Annotated in this window: 14 protein-coding genes and 1 pseudogene; 9 read left to right on the top strand and 6 right to left on the bottom strand. The window is 74.7% G+C overall.

From position 1 onward, the window contains the following. Positions 1 to 64: 64 nt before the first annotated feature. A complete protein-coding gene (locus tag FKM96_RS18330) occupies positions 65 to 856 on the bottom strand; it encodes a 1-acyl-sn-glycerol-3-phosphate acyltransferase (protein ID WP_240934046.1) in 792 nt (263 codons plus the stop codon). Positions 857 to 939: 83 nt separating this feature from the next. Here FKM96_RS18330 and FKM96_RS18325 point away from each other — a divergent pair, with 83 nt between their 5' ends. Then, on the top strand, positions 940 to 1,593 hold the full coding sequence (locus tag FKM96_RS18325; RefSeq protein WP_147796459.1) for a hypothetical protein: 654 nt from the start codon (positions 940 to 942) through the stop codon (positions 1,591 to 1,593). Here FKM96_RS18325 and FKM96_RS18320 read toward each other — a convergent pair. Further along, complete coding sequence (locus FKM96_RS18320; RefSeq protein ID WP_147796458.1) at positions 1,484 to 2,620, bottom strand: ROK family protein; 1,137 nt, start codon at positions 2,618 to 2,620, stop codon at positions 1,484 to 1,486. The two genes, FKM96_RS18325 and FKM96_RS18320, sit on opposite strands and share 110 nt — an antisense overlap. 276 nt (positions 2,621 to 2,896) lie before the next feature. Here FKM96_RS18320 and FKM96_RS18315 point away from each other — a divergent pair, with 276 nt between their 5' ends. After that, entirely contained in the window at positions 2,897 to 4,705 is a 1,809-nt protein-coding gene (locus FKM96_RS18315; RefSeq protein WP_147796457.1) for a long-chain fatty acid--CoA ligase, read from the top strand. Between the two features lie 54 nt (positions 4,706 to 4,759). On the opposite strand, the gene FKM96_RS18310 is transcribed toward FKM96_RS18315, so the two are convergent. Next, positions 4,760 to 6,073 carry an NYN domain-containing protein gene (locus FKM96_RS18310; protein WP_147796456.1) on the bottom strand — a complete coding sequence of 438 codons (1,314 nt, stop codon included), beginning with the start codon at positions 6,071 to 6,073 and terminating at the stop codon, positions 4,760 to 4,762. Between the two features lie 77 nt (positions 6,074 to 6,150). On the opposite strand from FKM96_RS18310, the pseudogene FKM96_RS18305 reads away from it, so the two are divergent. Then, positions 6,151 to 7,902: pseudogene (locus FKM96_RS18305) on the top strand (DEDD exonuclease domain-containing protein); the annotation flags it as partial. Between the two features lie 415 nt (positions 7,903 to 8,317). Next, positions 8,318 to 8,599 carry an Lrp/AsnC family transcriptional regulator gene (locus tag FKM96_RS18300; RefSeq protein WP_147796454.1) on the top strand — a complete coding sequence of 94 codons (282 nt, stop codon included), beginning with the start codon at positions 8,318 to 8,320 and terminating at the stop codon, positions 8,597 to 8,599. Between the two features lie 120 nt (positions 8,600 to 8,719). Here FKM96_RS18300 and trpD read toward each other — a convergent pair whose 3' ends face one another. Together trpD and FKM96_RS18290 are read right to left on the bottom strand one after the other, a co-directional pair. Next, a complete protein-coding gene (gene trpD / locus FKM96_RS18295) occupies positions 8,720 to 9,772 on the bottom strand; it encodes an anthranilate phosphoribosyltransferase (protein ID WP_147796453.1) in 1,053 nt (350 codons plus the stop codon). Then, entirely contained in the window at positions 9,769 to 10,191 is a 423-nt protein-coding gene (locus tag FKM96_RS18290; protein WP_147796452.1) for a two-component system response regulator, read from the bottom strand. The genes trpD and FKM96_RS18290 overlap by 4 nt, the downstream gene beginning before the upstream one ends. Before the next feature lie 187 nt (positions 10,192 to 10,378). Between FKM96_RS18290 and FKM96_RS18285 the strand changes: the two genes are divergently transcribed. From FKM96_RS18285 to FKM96_RS18265, 5 genes are all read left to right on the top strand, one after another. Then, positions 10,379 to 11,026, top strand: a complete 648-nt coding sequence (locus tag FKM96_RS18285; RefSeq protein ID WP_210417475.1) for a heme-copper oxidase subunit III — start codon at positions 10,379 to 10,381, stop codon at positions 11,024 to 11,026. Positions 11,027 to 11,090: 64 nt separating this feature from the next. Next, positions 11,091 to 11,894 (top strand): c-type cytochrome, encoded by an 804-nt coding sequence (locus tag FKM96_RS18280; protein WP_147796450.1) that lies wholly within the window; start codon positions 11,091 to 11,093, stop codon positions 11,892 to 11,894. Continuing rightward, on the top strand, positions 11,891 to 12,916 hold the full coding sequence (locus FKM96_RS18275; RefSeq protein ID WP_147796449.1) for a ubiquinol-cytochrome c reductase iron-sulfur subunit: 1,026 nt from the start codon (positions 11,891 to 11,893) through the stop codon (positions 12,914 to 12,916). Before FKM96_RS18280 ends, FKM96_RS18275 begins: the two co-directional genes overlap by 4 nt. Next, positions 12,913 to 14,664 carry a cytochrome bc complex cytochrome b subunit gene (locus tag FKM96_RS18270; RefSeq protein ID WP_147796448.1) on the top strand — a complete coding sequence of 584 codons (1,752 nt, stop codon included), beginning with the start codon at positions 12,913 to 12,915 and terminating at the stop codon, positions 14,662 to 14,664. The genes FKM96_RS18275 and FKM96_RS18270 overlap by 4 nt, the downstream gene beginning before the upstream one ends. A gap of 300 nt (positions 14,665 to 14,964) precedes the next feature. Then, the gene (locus tag FKM96_RS18265) at positions 14,965 to 15,594 is read left to right on the top strand and encodes a superoxide dismutase (protein ID WP_147796447.1); all 630 of its coding nucleotides are present in this window, start codon (positions 14,965 to 14,967) and stop codon (positions 15,592 to 15,594) included. A 269-nt stretch (positions 15,595 to 15,863) separates the two neighbouring features. Here the strand turns inward: FKM96_RS18265 and FKM96_RS18260 are convergent, their stop codons facing one another. Next, the gene (locus tag FKM96_RS18260; RefSeq protein ID WP_147797219.1) at positions 15,864 to 16,262 is read right to left on the bottom strand and encodes a cytochrome c oxidase subunit 4; all 399 of its coding nucleotides are present in this window, start codon (positions 16,260 to 16,262) and stop codon (positions 15,864 to 15,866) included. Between the last annotated feature and the right edge of the window lie 39 nt (positions 16,263 to 16,301).

Raw genomic sequence — 16,301 nt, 5'->3', positions numbered from 1 at the left:
GGACCGGACCCGGGACCGAGGTCCTCGGGTCGCGCCGCGCGGTGCGCGACGGACGCGGCTCATCCTACTGAGCCGCGGACTCCTCCTCCGGCGGGACCGGAGGCTGGACATCGGGCACGGCCCGGCCGCCGGGCGCGGTCGGCTCGGGGGCCGCCGGGCCGGTCGCCGCGGGGTGCCCGGTGGCGATCCGCGCCTTCTGGGTCGCGGCGTAGATGTCCACGTACTCCTGGCCCGACAGGGCCATGAGGGCGTACATGATCTCGTCGGTCACCGAGCGCAGGATGAACCGGTCGTTCTCCATGCCCTTGTACCGGCTGAAGTCGAGCGGCTCGCCGATGACGATGCCGATGCGTCGCGGCCGGGGCAGGCGCTGGCCGAGCGGCTGCGCCTTGTCCGTGTCGACCATCGCGACGGGGATGACCGGGGCGCCCGACTCCAGGGCCATGCGCGCCACGCCGGTCTTGCCGCGGTAGAGGCGGCCGTCGGGGCTGCGGGTGCCCTCGGGGTAGATGCCGAACAGCTTGCCCTCGGCGAGCCGGTTCAGGCCGGTGCGCAGCGCCGCCTCGGAGGCCTTGCCGCCGGAGCGGTCGACCGGGATGGTGCCGACGCCGCGCATGAAGCCTGCGGTGAGCCGGCCCTTGAGCCCGCGGCCCGTGAAGTACTCGTTCTTGCCGATGAACACGATCTCCCGGTCCAGCACCAGCGGCAGGAAGAACGAGTCGACGACCGCCAGGTGGTTGCTGGCCAGGATCGCGGCGCCGCTGCTCGGCACGTGCTCCGCGCCCCGCACCCACGGGCGGAACAGCAGGTGCAGCAGCGGGCCCACCAGGACCCGCTTCATGAACCAGTAGAACAACCTGCCACCTCTCGCCCTCGTCGTGCGGGCCGTCGGGCACCCGTCGGGTGCCCGGCGCTCCTAGCCGACTCTAGAGTGCTGCCATGGCTCCGCGTCCCGACCGCCCCGACCCGTCGCCCGACGGCGACGAGCCCGACGGCCCGCGCGCCGACCGGCAGCACGGCCCGTCCGGCGACCGCGTCACCGACGAGCAGTGGGCCGCCATCGTCGCGGAGCTCCGCGGCGACTCGGACCCGACCGGGCCGGCGGAGCCGCCGCCGGCGGCCGCCGCCGCAGGCCAGGACGACCCGCGGACGTCGTCCGGTCCCGCCGTAACCTACCCCGTCGCGCCGTGGGTGACCGACCGGCGCGTCGTGCGTCCCGCGCGTGAGGAGCCCGCGCCGCCCGCCGAGGCCGGTCCCCCGGACCCCGGCACGCCGCCGCCGCTGTCCGGCCGTGACTGGGACGCGACCGACCAGATGGACGAGGCCGAGCGGCGGGTCGACGAGGCCGAGCACTTCCGGCCCCCGGACCCGGGCCCGGTGCTGGGCGGCGACCCGCTGCTCACGATGGCGTGGCTGGCGATCGCGCTCATGCCCGTGGTGTGGCTCGTCGTGCTCGTCTTCTGGCGGGACGCGCCGCCCGTCGTCATGCAGGCGTCGGTGGTGACGTTCGTGCTGGGCCTGGTCGTCCTGCTCTGGCGGATGCCGCACCGGCGGGACACGGAGCACGACGACTCGGACGGCGCGGTCGTCTGACGCACCCGGACGCGCGACGGGCGCGCCGGACGCGGGGTCTCCCCCGGCTCCGGCGCGCCCGTCGCGGACGTGCGGGTGGCCTCAGCGGCGCGCGAGGTCCGCCGCGCCCACGATGCCCGCGTCGTTGCCCATGGAGGCGAGCGCGAACGTCGCCTCCGGGCGGTGACCGCGCGCCGACAGCTGGTCGAGGAACGCCCCGGCGGGCCGGCGCCAGCAGCAGGTCGCCCGCCGCGCTCACGCCACCGCCGATGACGACGATCGACGGGTCGAGCAGCGCGGCGACGGACGCGGAGCCCTCGCCGATCCACCGGCCGAGCTCGGCCAGCAGCTCGACCGCCAGCGGGTCGCCCTCCTGGGCGGCCTGGGTGACGTGCGGGCCGGTCAGCGCGTCGGCGTCGCCGCCGGCGAGCTCGAGCAGCCGGGTGCCGCGGGCCGGCTCGGTGATGAGCGCGGACTGCGCGTCGCGCACCAGGGCGCTGCCGGAGGCGTACTGCTCCCAGCAGCCCTCGTGGCCGCAGCCGCAGTAGTGGCCGCCGGGGACGACGCGCATGTGGCCGACCTCGGCCGCGACGCCCCAGGCGCCGAGCACGAGCTCGCCGTTGACCACGATGGCGCCGCCGAGACCGGTGCCGATCGTGAGCAGCAGCATGTCCTGCTCCTCGCGCGCCGCACCGAACCGGAACTCGGCCCAGCCCGCGGCGTTGGCGTCGTTCGCCACGACGATCTCGACCTCGTCGCCGAGCTCCTTCGCGACGATGTCGCGCAGCGGGTGCTCGCGCCACGGGAGGTTCGGGGTGAACAGCACGGTGGCCTGGTCGGTGCCGATGAAGCCGGGGGCCGCGAGACCGATCGCGCCGATCTCGTACTGCTCGGCGAGCTCCTGGCAGGCCTCGATGACGCCGCGGTCCACGCTCCCGGAGTCGCGGGGGTCGGTGTCGCGACGGGTCTTCGCGATGATCCGGCCGTCCTCGTCGACCAAACCGGCGGCGATCTTCGTCCCGCCGATGTCCACACCGATGGCGTGCATGCTTCCCTGCTTCCGCGTGAGATCTCTGCGTGGCGCACCCGCGAGGACCGCCGGACCGGGACGCTGCACCGGTGCCGCGGCGGCGACACTGCGCGCGTGCGCCCCCACGCTAGCGTGCTGGGCGGCCTTCTCTGCACACGCTCCCAGCGCGCGGGCGGTTCGGGTGGCCGGCGCCGGCGCCGGCCACCCGCTCGGGGGACGTGTCGGGCGCCGCGACCGGGACGAAAGTCCCCTATGCTCCTGACACCCTTCCGACGCCTGACAACGGAGCCAGCCATGGAGGAGTTCAGCACACCCCTGCTCATCGAGGCGGGGCCGCGGGAGAACCTGCTCGACCTGCTCGCCACACGCGTGGCCGAGACCGGCGACGGCCCGCTGATGGAGTACAAGACGCCCGGGACGACGTCCTGGCGCACGGTGAGCGCCGCGCAGTTCGACCGCCGGGTGCGCGACGTGGCGCGCGGGTTCGTCGCGCGCGGCGTCCGCCCGGGCGACCGGGTCGGCATCATGTCCCGCACCCGGTACGAGTGGACCGTCCTCGACTGGGCGCTGTGGAGCGCCGGCGCCGTCCCGGTCCCGGTCTACGAGACCTCGTCCGCCGAGCAGGTGCACTGGATCCTCACCGACGCCGCGGTGACGCTGCTGGTCGTCGAGACCGCGGAGCACGCCGCCACGGTCGCCGAGGTCCGCCCGGAGGCGCCGCTGCTGCAGGACGTGCTCGTGATCGACGGGGGCGCGGTGGACACCCTGGCCGCCGAGGGCGCCGCGGTGCCCGACTCGGAGGTGGACCGGCTGCGCCGGCACGCCGGCCGGGACGACCTCGCGACGATCATCTACACCTCCGGGACGACCGGCCGCCCCAAGGGCGTCGAGCTGACCCACGGCAACTTCGCGGTGCTCGCCCGCAACGCCGTCGAGGGGCTGCACGAGGTGGTGGCGACCCCCGGCGCCCGGACGCTGCTGTTCATGCCGCTGGCGCACGTGTTCGCCCGGTTCGTCGAGGTGCTCTGCATGCCCGCCGGCGCCGTCCTCGGGCACACGCCGGACACCAAGCAGCTGCTGCAGGACCTGGGCGAGTTCCGGCCGACGTTCATCCTCTCGGTGCCCCGGGTGTTCGAGAAGGTCTACAACTCGGCGGAGCAGAAGGCCGCCGCCGGCGGGAAGCTGAAGATCTTCCAGTGGGCCGCGCGCACCGCGATCGCGTACTCGAAGGCGCTGGACGCCGGCGGGCCGTCCCTCGGACTGCGGGTGCAGCGGGTCGTCGCCGACCGGCTGGTGTTCCACAAGCTGCGCGCCGCGATGGGCGGGCAGATCGAGTGGGCGATCTCCGGCGGCGCCCCGCTCGGCGAGCGGCTCGGGCACTTCTTCCGGGGCATCGGCGTCCGGGTGCTCGAGGGCTACGGCCTGACCGAGACCACCGCCCCCGCCACGGTGAACATGCCGGGCAAGACCCGCATCGGCACCGTCGGCCCGCCGCTGCCCGGCACCGCGGTCCGGATCGCCGCCGACGGCGAGGTCGAGGTCCGCGGCCACCAGGTGTTCGGGCGGTACCACGGCAACCCGGTCGCGACGGACGAGGCCTTCGACGACGGCTGGTTCCGCACCGGCGACCTCGGGTCCCTCGACGAGGACGGCTACCTGCGGATCACCGGGCGCAAGAAGGAGATCATCGTGACCGCGGGCGGCAAGAACGTCGCCCCCGCGGTGCTCGAGGACCGGCTGCGCGCGCACCCGCTGATCAGCCAGGTGGTCGTGGTCGGCGACGGGCGGCCGTTCATCGGGGCGCTCGTCACGCTCGACGCCGAGGGGCTGCCGGGCTGGTGCGCGGCGCACGGCCTGCCGGAGCTGTCCGTGGCGGACGCCGCCGCGCACCCGGACGTGCTCGCGTCGATCGACGAGGGCGTCGAGCGGGCCAACCGCGCGGTCTCCCGGGCGGAGTCCATCCGGCGTTACCGCATCCTCGACCGGGACCTCACGATCGCGGGCGGGTACCTGACGCCGAAGCTGAGCGTCCGGCGGACCCACGTCCTCAAGGACTTCGCGACGGACGTCGAGGCGATCTACGCGGGCGACCAGGCGGGCTGAGCGGGCGGCCGGTCGGCTGGTGACGACCTCACCGGCCGGCCGGGCGCGGTGCCGTCAGACGCGGCCGAGGCGGGCCAGCAGGGTCGCGGACGGGAGCACCCGGGCGCCCGCCGCCTCCAGGTCGGCGCCCAGCGCCCGGTCGCTCGTCACGGCCACCACCACCCGGCCCGGCGGCTCGGCCCGGACGAGGCGGCGCAGCAGGTCGTCGGCGATCTCCCCCTGCGAGAACAGCACGCGCACGCCGCGCGGGGCGGCGGGGGCACGCCCGGACGCCTCGGACTCCCGCCCGTCGAAGCAGCACGTCACCTCGGCGCCGGTGCGGCCCGCGAGCGTCGCGAGCCGCTCGGTCAGCCGGCGGCGCTGCTCGGTGAGCGGCTGGTCCGGCCACGCCAGCTTGGACACGTTGTAGCCGTCGACCAGCAGGTGCGCGCGCGGCATCGCGAGCAGGTCGTCGAGCAGCGCGGGGTCGTCCGCGAACCGGCCGCGCGACGTCGGGCGGGGCGCCGCTCCCCCGGGCGCCGGCACGGGCGGCGCGACCAGGTCGGCGGGCATGCGGCCGGCCGGCGGCAGCGCGAGCTCCTCGCGCAGCGCCGACCCGGCCTCGACGAGCGTGTCGAGCAGCAGCCGGACCCGGACCTGGGCGAGCTCCCGCAGCGCGGCGGCGTCCTCCCGGGCGACTCGCGCCAGGTCCTCGGCGCGGCGCCGGTCGTCGTCGGCCGACGCCCGCACCTTGGCCGTCTCGGCGTGCACGCGCTCGGCGGCGGCCGCGACCTCGGCGGCGTGCTCGGCGGCGCGGCGGGCCTCGGCGCGCGACCGGTCGGCGTCGGAGCGCAGCCGGCGCAGCTCGCGGCGCAGCGAGACCAGCTCCGCCTCGGCGCCGTCCGCGCGCTCGGTCTCGGCGGTCAGCCGGGCGGCCAGCCGGCGGACCTCGGCCTCGGCGCGGTGGGCGCGGTGCGCGTGGTCGGCGTCGGGCTGCGCCGGCTCGTCGTCGCCGGCGGGCGGCGTGCCGAGCGCCGAGAGCCGCGCCTCCCAGCCGTCGGGGCGCAGCAGCGCGGCCCCCACCGCGAGGTCGAGCCGGGCCTCGGGCACGCCGGGCGCGGGCGGGTCGGCGAGCAGGTCGGCCGCCAGGTCCGGGTGCGCGTGCGACCAGGCCCGCGCGACGCGGGCCCGGAACGCGTCGTCGCGCTCGACGGCGAGCCACAGCGGTCCGGCCCCGGCCGTCACCCGGCGGCGCGGGGCGAACCGGCGCACGGCGGCGAGCGACGCCGGGACGGCGCCCGGGTCGAGCGCCCCCAGCACCTCCGCCGCGAGCGGCAGCACGGCGGCGCGCACGGCCTCGGGCACGGCGTCGGGGGCGGGCTCGGGCATGCGCGTCACCCTACGGGGCCGCAGGTGGGGGGCGGGACCGCCGGGGCGTGTCGGAGGGCGCGGCTAGCGTGCGGCGCATGGTCCACCGGTCTCCCGTCCCGCCCCGACCCGACCTCGCGGCGCCGCAGACCGGCCGGCCCGTCCAGGTGACGCTGGAGGACATCGGCACCCCGCTGCACGACGTCACGTTCGTGGTGGTCGACCTGGAGACCACCGGCGCCGCGCCCGGCGCGTCCGCCATCACCGAGGTCGGCGCGGTCAAGGTCCGGGGCGGCGAGGTGCTGGGCGAGTTCCAGACGCTCGTCGACCCGGGCGGCCCCGTGCCCGCGCAGATCCAGGTGCTCACCGGGATCACGACGGCCATGGTGATCGGCGCCCCGAGGATCGCCGAGGTGCTGCCCTCGTTCCTCGAGTTCGCCCGCGGCTCCGTCCTCGTCGCGCACAACGCGCCGTTCGACGTCGGGTTCCTCAAGGCCGCCGCCGCGGAGACGGGGCACGCGTGGCCGGGCTTCCCGGTCGTCGACACCGTCCGGCTGGCGCGCCGCGTGGTGACCCGCGACGAGGCGCCGAACCACAAGCTCAGCACCCTCGCCGGCCTGTTCCACGCGACCACGACCCCCGAGCACCGCGCGCTGGCCGACGCCCGCGCCACCGTCGACGTGCTGCACGCCCTGCTCGGCCGGCTCGCGCCGCTCGGCATCACGCACCTGGAGGACCTGGCCACCGCCGCGGACGCCGTGCCGGCCGACGTGCGCCGCAAGCGCACGCTCGCCGACGGCCTGCCCGACCTGCCCGGGGTGTACCTGTTCCGGGGACCGAAGGACGAGGTGCTGTACGTCGGCACCTCGACGTCGCTCCGCAAGCGGGTGCGCTCGTACTTCACGGCCGCCGAGAAGCGGACCCGGATGCGGGAGATGGTCCGCATCGCGCAGGCGGTCACGCCCGTCGTGTGCGCGACGCCGCTGGAGGCGCAGGTGCGTGAGCTCCGGCTCATCGCCGAGCACAACCCCCGCTACAACCGCCGGTCCCGGTCCCCCGAGCGGATGCCGTGGGTCCGGCTCACCGCCGAGGCGTTCCCGCGGCTGTCCGTCGTGCGCGAGGTCCGGGACGACGCCACGCACATCGGTCCGTTCGCGTCGCGCGCGGCCGCGCAGTCGGCGGTCGAGGCGCTGCACGACGCGTTCGCGATCCGGCGGTGCACCGCGCGGCTGCCGCTCGTCCCGGCGCCCGGGGCCAGCGCGTGCCACCTCGCCGAGATCGGCCGCTGCCCCGCCCCGTGCGTGCGCCCGGAGGCCGCCGCGGAGTACGCGGAGACCGTCGCGGCCGTCCGGGACGCGATGCTGGCCGACCCGGCGGCGGTCGTCGGCGCCCACACCGCCCGGATCGACGCCCTCGTCGGCCGGGAGCGGTTCGAGGAGGCCGTCACGGTCCGCGACCGGCTCGCGGCGTTCCTGCGCGGCTCGGCCCGGTCCCAGCGCCTCGCGCCGCTCGCGGCGTGCGCGGAGCTGATCGCGGCCCGGCGCACGGACTCGGGCGGCTGGGAGGTCGTGCTCGTCCGGCACGGGCGGCTCGCCGGGACGGCGCTGGTGCCTCGGGGCAGCGACCCGATGCCCGCCGTCGAGTCGCTGCGGGTGACCGGCGAGCACGTCGCGCCGCCCGTCGCCCCGGCACCCGCCGGGCACCCCGAGGAGGCCGATCTCGTGCTGGCCTGGCTCGGCCGGCCCGGCGTGCGGATCGTGGGCGTGAGCGAGCCGTGGGCCTACCCGGTGCGCTCGGCGCAGGCGCGGACCGACCCCGCCGACGCCGTCGCGGCCGGGCGGGAGGCGGCCGCCGCGCTGGGCGAGGCGGTCGACACGGTGGACGGGGTGGCCGGGGACGGCGCGGCGGCGCCGGGGTGGGCGGAGCGCGACGCCCGGTTCACGGCCGAGGCCGCCGAGGCGGGCGCGGGGTTCGGCCTGGGTGGTGCCTCGGGGCTCGGCACGGCGCCCGGGGTCGAGGGGTTCTCCGGGCTCGGCACGGCGCCCGGGGTCGCGGGGCTCTCCGGGCTCGGCGCGGGGCCCGGGGTCGCGCGGACGGCCGACGTCGGGGCGGCCGGGGTCCCGGGGGTCGAGGCCCGCCCGGACCTCCGCGACGTCCCCGGGCTCGCCCGCGCGGCCGACCTGCACGCACCCCGCCGGACCGGCGCGGCGACGCACGGGCCCGAGGACCCCGCCGAGGGGGCCGCCGGCGCGGCATGATGGCGTCATGCTGACCGCCATCGTGCACATCGACACCGACGCCGACCGCATCCCCGAGGCCGCCGCCGCCATCGCCAACATCCCGGGCGTGAGCGAGGTCTACTCCGTCACGGGCGGCGTCGACCTCATCGCCATGGTGCGCGTCCGCGAGCACGAGGAGCTGGCCGACATCATCGCGGACAGGGTCAGCAAGGTGGAAGGCGTCGTCCGCACCCAGACGTTCATCGCGTTCCGCACCTACTCGCAGCACGACCTCGAGCAGGCGTTCGCCCTCGGCATCGAGGACTGACCGCCCGGCGTCGCCCCGACGCCGAGCGGGTAGCGGACGCGCCGAGCGAGCAGGCGACGGATGCTCGCTCGGCGCGTCGGCTGCTCGGTCAGCGTCGCGAGCCCCGACGAGCCCGCCGGGTCAGGCCGAGGCCGCGCGCCAGCGCTCCAGGACCTCTGCCGCCGCGCCCGAGTCCACGCCCGCGGCCGCGTGCGACAGCCCCGCGCGCAGCCGCGCCACGAGGTCGCCGCCGGACGCCCCGGTGCCGGGCAGGCTGCCGTCGGCGACCAGCGCCGCCGCCGCGTTGAGCAGCACGGTCTCCCGCGACGCCACCGCCTCGCCCGCGAGCACGGCCTGCGCCACGCCGGCGTTGAACGCCGCGTCGGCGCCCCGCAGGTCCGCGACCGTCACCGGCGCGAGCCCGAGGTCGGCCACGGGGTCGAGCACGTGCTCCGTCACCGCGCCGCCCTCGACGTGCCAGACGTGCGACGTCCCCGTCGGCGCGAGCTCGTCGAGCCCGTCGTCGCCCCGGAACACCAGCGCCTCGGTGCCGCGCCGCGCGAGCACGCCCGCGACCAGGCCCGCCATCCGCGCGTCGGCCACGCCGATCGCTGCCGCTGCCGGCTGCGCCGGGTTGGTGAGCGGGCCGAGGAAGTTGAACACCGTCTTGATGCCGAGGTCCCGCCGCGCGACCGCGACGTGCCGCATCGCGGGGTGGAACGTCAGGGCGAAGCAGAACGTGATGCCGACCTCGGACGCGAGCTGCGCGACGCGCTCGGGGGTCTGGTCGAGCCGGATGCCCAGTGCCTCGAGCACGTCGGCGGACCCGGAGGACGACGACGCCGCCCGGTTGCCGTGCTTGACCACGCGCACGCCCGTGCCCGCGACGACGACGGACGCCATGGTCGAGACGTTGACGGTGTGCGCCCGGTCGCCGCCGGTGCCGACGATGTCGACCGCCCGGCCCGGCACCTCGAACCGCAGGGCGTGCGCGAGCATCGTGTCGGCCAGCGCCGTCAGCTCGGCGACCGTCTCCCCCTTCGCGCGCAGCGCGGTGAGGAAGCCGGCCACGCGGGCCGGGGAGGCGGAGCCGGACATGATCTCGTCCATGGCCCAGGCGGTCTGGGCCTCGTCGAGGTCCCGGCCCTCGACGAGCGTGGTGAGCAGGTCGGACCAGGTGACCTGCTCGGTCATGCCGCGGGGGTCCGGGCGAGCAGGCCGACGACGGCGTCGTGCAGCTCGACCGGGTCGAGGGGCTGGGAGACGACGCCGTCCGCGTCGGACCAGGCGGCGAGCCACGCGTCCTGCGGCCGGCCGGTCAGCACCAGCACCGGCGGGCAGCGGAACACCTCGTCCTTGACCTGGCGCGCGAGCGCCATGCCGCCGACCTTGGCGGCCTCGCCGTCGAGCACGAGCAGGTCGTAGGTCCCGGTCTCCGCCTGCGCGAGCGCGGCCTCCGGCGTCGCGACCTCGCTCCACCGGATGTCCGGCGCACCGCGGCCGAGCCGGCGGCCGACGCCCAGGCGCACCTGCGCGCGCGTGTCGACGTCGTCGCTGTAGAGCAGGATGCGCGGGCCCTCGGCGGGCGCGGCGGGGGTGGCGTCAGCGGCCATGGTGGTCCTTCGCTCGTGCGGGGGGACGTGTCGCGCGCGTCCCTGCCCTGCATCTTGGCACGAGCGCCGACACGCCGGTCGCGACGCTCCGACCTGCCCGCGAACGCGCGGAACGAGGTGACGATGTGACAGAAACCTCGGCGACGTACGGGGACTAAGGACCCACGCACAGCCGTCATAAGCCATACTGACAGGCGTGACGACCGCAACGGCTGCCCCCGCCTCCGCTCCCCACGTGAGCGTCAACCGACCGAACCCCGTGTCGGTCGGGACGATCGTGTGGCTGGCCTCGGAGCTCATGTTCTTCGCGGGCCTGTTCGCCATGTACTTCACCCTCCGCGCGACGGTGCCGGAGGAGTGGGCGCTCCAGACGGAGAAGCTCAACGTCACGTTCGCGGCGATCAACACGACGGTGCTGCTGCTGTCGTCGGTCACCTGCCAGATGGGCGTCTGGGCCGCCGAGCGGTTCCAGCCGGTCCGCTCCGGCTCGCTGCTCAACGTGCGCGGCTGGGGCATGAACGAGTGGATGACGCTCACCTACATCATGGGCGCCTTCTTCATCGGCGGGCAGGTCTTCGAGTACGCCGAGCTCGTGCACGAGGGCCTGACCATCTCCTCCAGCCCGTACGGCTCGGTGTTCTACCTGACCACCGGCTTCCACGGCCTGCACGTGGTCGGCGGCCTCATCGCCTTCCTGTTCCTGCTGGGCCGCTCGTTCACCTCGAAGCGGTTCGGCCACCACGAGGCGACCACCGCCATCGTGACCTCCTACTACTGGCACTTCGTCGACGTGGTGTGGATCGCGCTGTTCGCGACCATCTACCTCATCAAGTGACCAGCCAGCACCACCCGCAGTCCCCCCGTAGAGCCCCCCGCACGCCCGAGACGAGGATCCATCCGTGAAGGCACTCGCCGCCCGCAGGCACCACCGGTCAGCGCCGGTCGTGCTGCTCCTGCTGGCGCTGCTGCTGACCGGAGCGGTGTACGCGATCGCCCAGCCCGCCAGCGCCGACGCGGCGCAGGCTGCGGCCAGCGAGAGCGACGTCGCCGCCGGTCAGAAGCTGTTCCAGGCCAACTGCGCCACCTGCCACGGCGTCTCCGCCGAGGGCCGGGAGGCCGTCGACGGCGGCGCCGGCGGCCCGTCCCTCATCGGCGTGGGTGCCGCCGCGGTCGACTTCCAGGTCGGCACCGGTCGCATGCCCGCGCAGATGAACGGCGCGCAGATCCAGGCCAAGCCGGTCCAGTTCGACGACGAGCAGATCGCGCAGCTCGCGGCGTACGTCGCGTCCCTGGGCGCCGGCCCGGCGATCCCGTCCGAGGAGCAGGTCGACCCGAGCAAGGGCGACGCCGCCAACGGCATGGCCCTGTTCCGCACGAACTGCGCCATGTGCCACAACGCGGTCGGCGCCGGTGGCGCGCTGTCGCAGGGCAAGTGGGCGCCCGCGCTCACCGAGACGTCCCCCACGCACATCTACGAGGCGATGCTGACCGGCCCGCAGTCGATGCCGGTGTTCAACGACGCCAACATCACCCCGGACGAGAAGCGCGACATCATCGCCTACCTCGACGAGCAGCGCGACGGGTCGCCCGGCGGCCTGACCCTCGGTTCGCTGGGCCCGGTCGGCGAGGGCCTGTGGGCCTGGGTCATCGGCATCGGCCTGCTGATCGGCGCCTCGGTCTGGATCGGAGCCAAGTCCTCGTGAGCACGCACCACGACCCGTCCACGGACGTCACGACCCGCGGCGACGGCCCGCTCCCCGAGCGGTTCGACGACCCGGGCCTGCACGAGCACCGCGCGCGTGTGGGCGACACCGACCCGAAGGCGCAGAAGCGCGCCGAGCGGCAGGTCGTCGTCCTCTTCACGATCTCGATCCTCGGCACCATCGGCGCGATCGTCGCGTACGCGCTGGTGCCCCCGGGCGAGACCGTCGGCACCATGCGGCTGTCGAACCTGCTGCTCGGCCTGGGCCTGTTCCTCGGCCTGGCCGGCATCGGCCTCGCCGCCGTGCACTGGGCCAAGGCGCTCATGAACGACCACGAGCGCGCCGAGGACCGCCACCCCACCGCGTCGTCGGAGTCCGTCCGCGTCAAGGCCGTCGAGGCCCTGCGCGAGGGCGCCAAGGACTCGTCCATCGGCCGCCGCGGCGTGCTGAAGGGCGCGATGGTCACCTCGCTGGCGCTGTTCCCGCTGGCGATCGCCGTGCCGCTCGTCGGCAACCTCGGCGGCGGCTGGGACGTCTCGCAGTCCAAGCGGACGATGTGGCGCCGCGGCACCCGCCTGACGATCGACCCGTCCGGCCGCCCGATCAAGGCGTCCGACGTCACCATCGGCTCGGCCTTCCACGTCATCCCCGAGGGCCTCGAGGAGACCGAGCACCCGCTCAACGAGAAGGCCAAGGCCGTCGTGCTGATGGTCCGCATGGACCCGCGCGACATCAAGTCCGAGCAGGGCGAGGGCTGGAGCTACGACGGCATCCTGGCCTTCTCGAAGATCTGCACCCACGTCGGGTGCCCCGTCGCCCTCTACGAGCAGCAGACGCACCACATCCTGTGCCCGTGCCACCAGTCGACCTTCGACGCCGCCGACGGCGCCAAGGTGGTCTTCGGCCCCGCGCACCGCCCGCTGCCCCAGCTGCCGATCACCGTGGACGACGAGGGCTACCTCGTCGCGCAGCACGGGTTCGACTCCCCCATCGGCCCGTCCTTCTGGGAGCGCCTCACGTGAGCACCGTCGACTCTCCCCCGGCACCGCCGACGCGCACCACGCGCGCCGCCGCGGCGACCGCGGACTACCTGGACCAGCGCACCGGCGTCGGCAACGCCGTCAAGGAGTTCGCGCGCAAGATCTTCCCCGACCACTGGTCGTTCCTCCTGGGTGAGATCGCGCTCTACTCCTTCGTGGTGCTGCTCATCTCGGGCACGTTCCTCACGATGTTCTTCGTGCCCTCCATGACCGAGGTGCACTACCACGGCCCCTGGGCCGCGATGGACGGCGTGCAGATGTCCGAGGCGTTCGCCTCGACGCTGCGCCTGTCGTTCGAGGTCCGCGGCGGCCTGCTCATGCGGCAGATCCACCACTGGGCCGCGCTGATCTTCATGGCGTCGATCGTGACGCACATGATGCGCGTGTTCTTCACCGGCGCGTTCCGCAAGCCGCGCGAGCTCAACTGGCTCGTCGGCTTCACGCTGATGATCCTCGGCCTGCTGGCCGGCTTCTCCGGCTACTCGCTCCCCGACGACGTGCTGTCCGGCAACGGCCTGCGCATCGCGGACGGCGTGGCCCGCGCGATCCCGATCCTCGGCTCGTACATCTCGTTCGCGCTGTTCGGCGGCGAGTTCCCGGGCACGGAGCTGATCCCCCGCCTGTTCACGGTGCACATCCTGCTGATCCCGGCGCTGATCCTCGCGCTGATCGGCCTGCACCTGCTCATGGTCGTGCTGCACAAGCACACCCAGTACCCGGGCTCGGGCCGCACCGACAAGAACGTCGTCGGCTACCCGCTGTTCCCCGTGTACGTGGCCAAGGCCGGCGGCTTCTTCTTCGTGGTGTTCGCGGTCATCGCCCTCATGGCGGCGACCCTGACGATCAACCCGGTCTGGAACTACGGCCCGTTCGACCCGGGCGTCGTGTCCGCGGGCGCGCAGCCCGACTGGTACATGCTGTTCCTGGAGGGCGGCCTGCGCCTGATGCCGGGCTGGGAGTTCGTCATCGGCCAGTACACGGTCTCGATGAACATCCTCGTCCCCGGCGTGGTCATCCCCGGCCTGCTGTTCACGGTCCTCGCGCTGTGGCCGTTCCTCGAGGCGTTCGCCACCGGCGACAAGCGCGAGCACCACGTGCTCGACCGCCCGCGCAACGCCCCGTTCCGCACCGCGTTCGGGGTCGCCTTCCTGACGGCCTTCATGATCCTGGTGCTCGCCGGGTCTAACGACCTCATCGCGACGCACTTCCACCTGTCGATCAACGACATCACGTGGACGTTCCGGGTGCTGTTCTTCGTGGCCCCGCCGCTGGCGTTCTGGATCACGAAGCGCATCTGCCTGGCGCTGCAGCGCAAGGACCGCGAGCTGGTCCTGCACGGCCACGAGACCGGCCGCATCGTCCGGTTCGCGTCCGGCGAGTACATCGAGGTGCACAAGCCCCTCGACGCCCACGAGCGCTGGCTCCGCGTGCAGCACGAGCCCCGTCGCCCGCTCGAGATCGAGCCGGCCGAGGACTCGCGCGGCGTGCGCCGCAAGGGCTACCGGATCGACGCCGCGCGGCGCCGGCTCTCGAAGGTCTTCTACGAGGACCGGGTCGAGCCCGTCACCCCGGCGGAGCTCGCCGCGGCCCAGTCGCACGGCGGCCACGACGCCCTGCCGCTCGCGCACGACGAGCAGCGCGAGGAGCTGACCGCCGGCGCGTCCGGCAGCCGGCACCTCGCCCCCGAGCCCGAGGACACCGAGGGCACGCAGGGCACCAAGCGCCCCTGAAACCAGCGCTGACCTGGGGAATCATCCCGCGCGCCCGGTCGTTGCACCGGGTGGGCGAGGCGATCGACAGGACGACCCCGCCCGGGTCGCACCGGCTCACCGCCGGAGCGGCCCGGGCGTCGTCGTCCCCGCAGGTCGCCGGACCCGTCGCACCACCGAGCCGGATCCCGGCCCGGGAGGCCGGGGACCACCCGGTCGTGGTACGACAGAGGAGGTGCGCCCGCCCGACGGCGGGGCGCACCGACTGCGAAGACTCCGCCGCGGCGAACCGAGCCGGGGCCTGAGCTCAGAGAGGCACTGATGGCTGACTACACCCTTCCGGACCTGCCCTACGACTACGCGGCGCTCGAGCCGCACATCTCCGGCCGCATCATGGAGCTGCACCACGACAAGCACCACGCGACGTACGTGGCCGGCGCCAACACGACGCTGGAGAAGCTGGCGGGTGCCCGGGAGTCCGGCGACTTCGCCGCCGTGGCCGGCCTGGAGAAGACCCTGGCCTTCAACCTCGGCGGCCACGTGAACCACTCGGTGTTCTGGGAGAACCTCTCCCCCGACGGCGGCGACAAGCCGGTCGGCGAGCTGGCCGCGGCGATCGACGAGTTCTTCGGCTCGTTCGACAAGTTCCAGGCGCACTTCACCGCCAACGCGACGACCATCATGGGCTCGGGCTGGTCGATCCTGGCCTGGGACTCCATCGGCCAGAAGCTCGTGATCGTGCAGCTGTACGACCAGCAGGGCAACATCCCGCTGGGCATCGTGCCGATCGTCGTGCTCGACATGTGGGAGCACGCGTTCTACCTCGACTACGTCAACGTCAAGGCGGACTACGTCAAGGCGTGGTGGAACATCGTGAACTGGGCGGACGCCGGCGAGCGGTTCGCCCGCGCGCGCACGCAGACCTCGGGCCTGATCGTCCCGTCGCTCTGAGCGCCTTCTGACGGCTGCGCGAGGCCGGTCCGCCCTCCGGGGCGGGCCGGCCTCTCTCGTGCCCGCAGCGGGCCGCCGGCAGGCACGAGCGGGCCGCCGTCGACGCCCCGCTCACCCGTGCGCCGCCCACCCAGGCGCCGGGACCGGGGCGGCGCGGGGGGCGTGGGCGGCGCGGACGGTCCGGCCGGTCGAGATCCGACCGGCATACGGCGACGGGCCGGGCACCCCGTGGGGTGCCCGGCCCGTCGTGCCGTGCGGTGCGCCTGCGCTCAGTGCGCGTGCTGGCCGCGGGAGAACTCGAAGATCCACCCGATCAGGCCGATGATGCCCAGCGCGCCGCCGATGTACAGCAGCCACCAGCCGATCGCCATGCCGAGGAACACCAGCGCGCCGGCGAACGCGATCGTGATGGGCCACCAGCTCCACGGGCTGAACACGCCCTGGTCGCCGGCGCCCTCCGCGATGAGCGCCTCCGGGTCGTCCTCCGGGCGGGCGTCGATCCGGCGGGAGAGCAGCAGCAGGTAGCCGCCGATCATGCCCACCAGTCCGCCGACCAGCGGGATGCCGACGGTGCCGACGGGCTCGCCGCCGCTCCACCAGGCGTAGATCAGGCCGATCGGGATGAAGAACAGGATCCCGCCCAGGAAGAGGTAGGGCTCCACCTTCATGGCGTGCCGCGGCCGCTCGCCGCCGGACACGGACGGCTT

It is taken from the genome of Cellulomonas sp. Y8 (assembly GCF_008033115.1).
In the GTDB taxonomy this organism is placed as follows: Bacteria; Actinomycetota; Actinomycetes; order Actinomycetales; family Cellulomonadaceae; genus Cellulomonas.
This window is presented reverse-complemented; position numbering and strand designations above follow the sequence as displayed.

Bases quoted from the DNA above. Each gene is read 5' to 3' on its own strand.
- trpD (WP_147796453.1), bottom strand. From the start codon at position 9,772: ATGACCGAGCAGGTCACCTGGTCCGACCTGCTCACCACGCTCGTCGAG.
- FKM96_RS18325 (WP_147796459.1), top strand. From the start codon at position 940: ATGGCTCCGCGTCCCGACCGCCCCGACCCGTCGCCCGACGGCGACGAG.
- FKM96_RS18300 (WP_147796454.1), top strand. From the start codon at position 8,318: ATGCTGACCGCCATCGTGCACATCGACACCGACGCCGACCGCATCCCC.
- FKM96_RS18320 (WP_147796458.1), bottom strand. From the start codon at position 2,620: ATGCACGCCATCGGTGTGGACATCGGCGGGACGAAGATCGCCGCCGGT.
- FKM96_RS18260 (WP_147797219.1), bottom strand. From the start codon at position 16,262: ATGAAGGTGGAGCCCTACCTCTTCCTGGGCGGGATCCTGTTCTTCATC.
- FKM96_RS18310 (WP_147796456.1), bottom strand. From the start codon at position 6,073: ATGCCCGAGCCCGCCCCCGACGCCGTGCCCGAGGCCGTGCGCGCCGCC.
- FKM96_RS18290 (WP_147796452.1), bottom strand. From the start codon at position 10,191: ATGGCCGCTGACGCCACCCCCGCCGCGCCCGCCGAGGGCCCGCGCATC.
- FKM96_RS18265 (WP_147796447.1), top strand. From the start codon at position 14,965: ATGGCTGACTACACCCTTCCGGACCTGCCCTACGACTACGCGGCGCTC.
- FKM96_RS18315 (WP_147796457.1), top strand. From the start codon at position 2,897: ATGGAGGAGTTCAGCACACCCCTGCTCATCGAGGCGGGGCCGCGGGAG.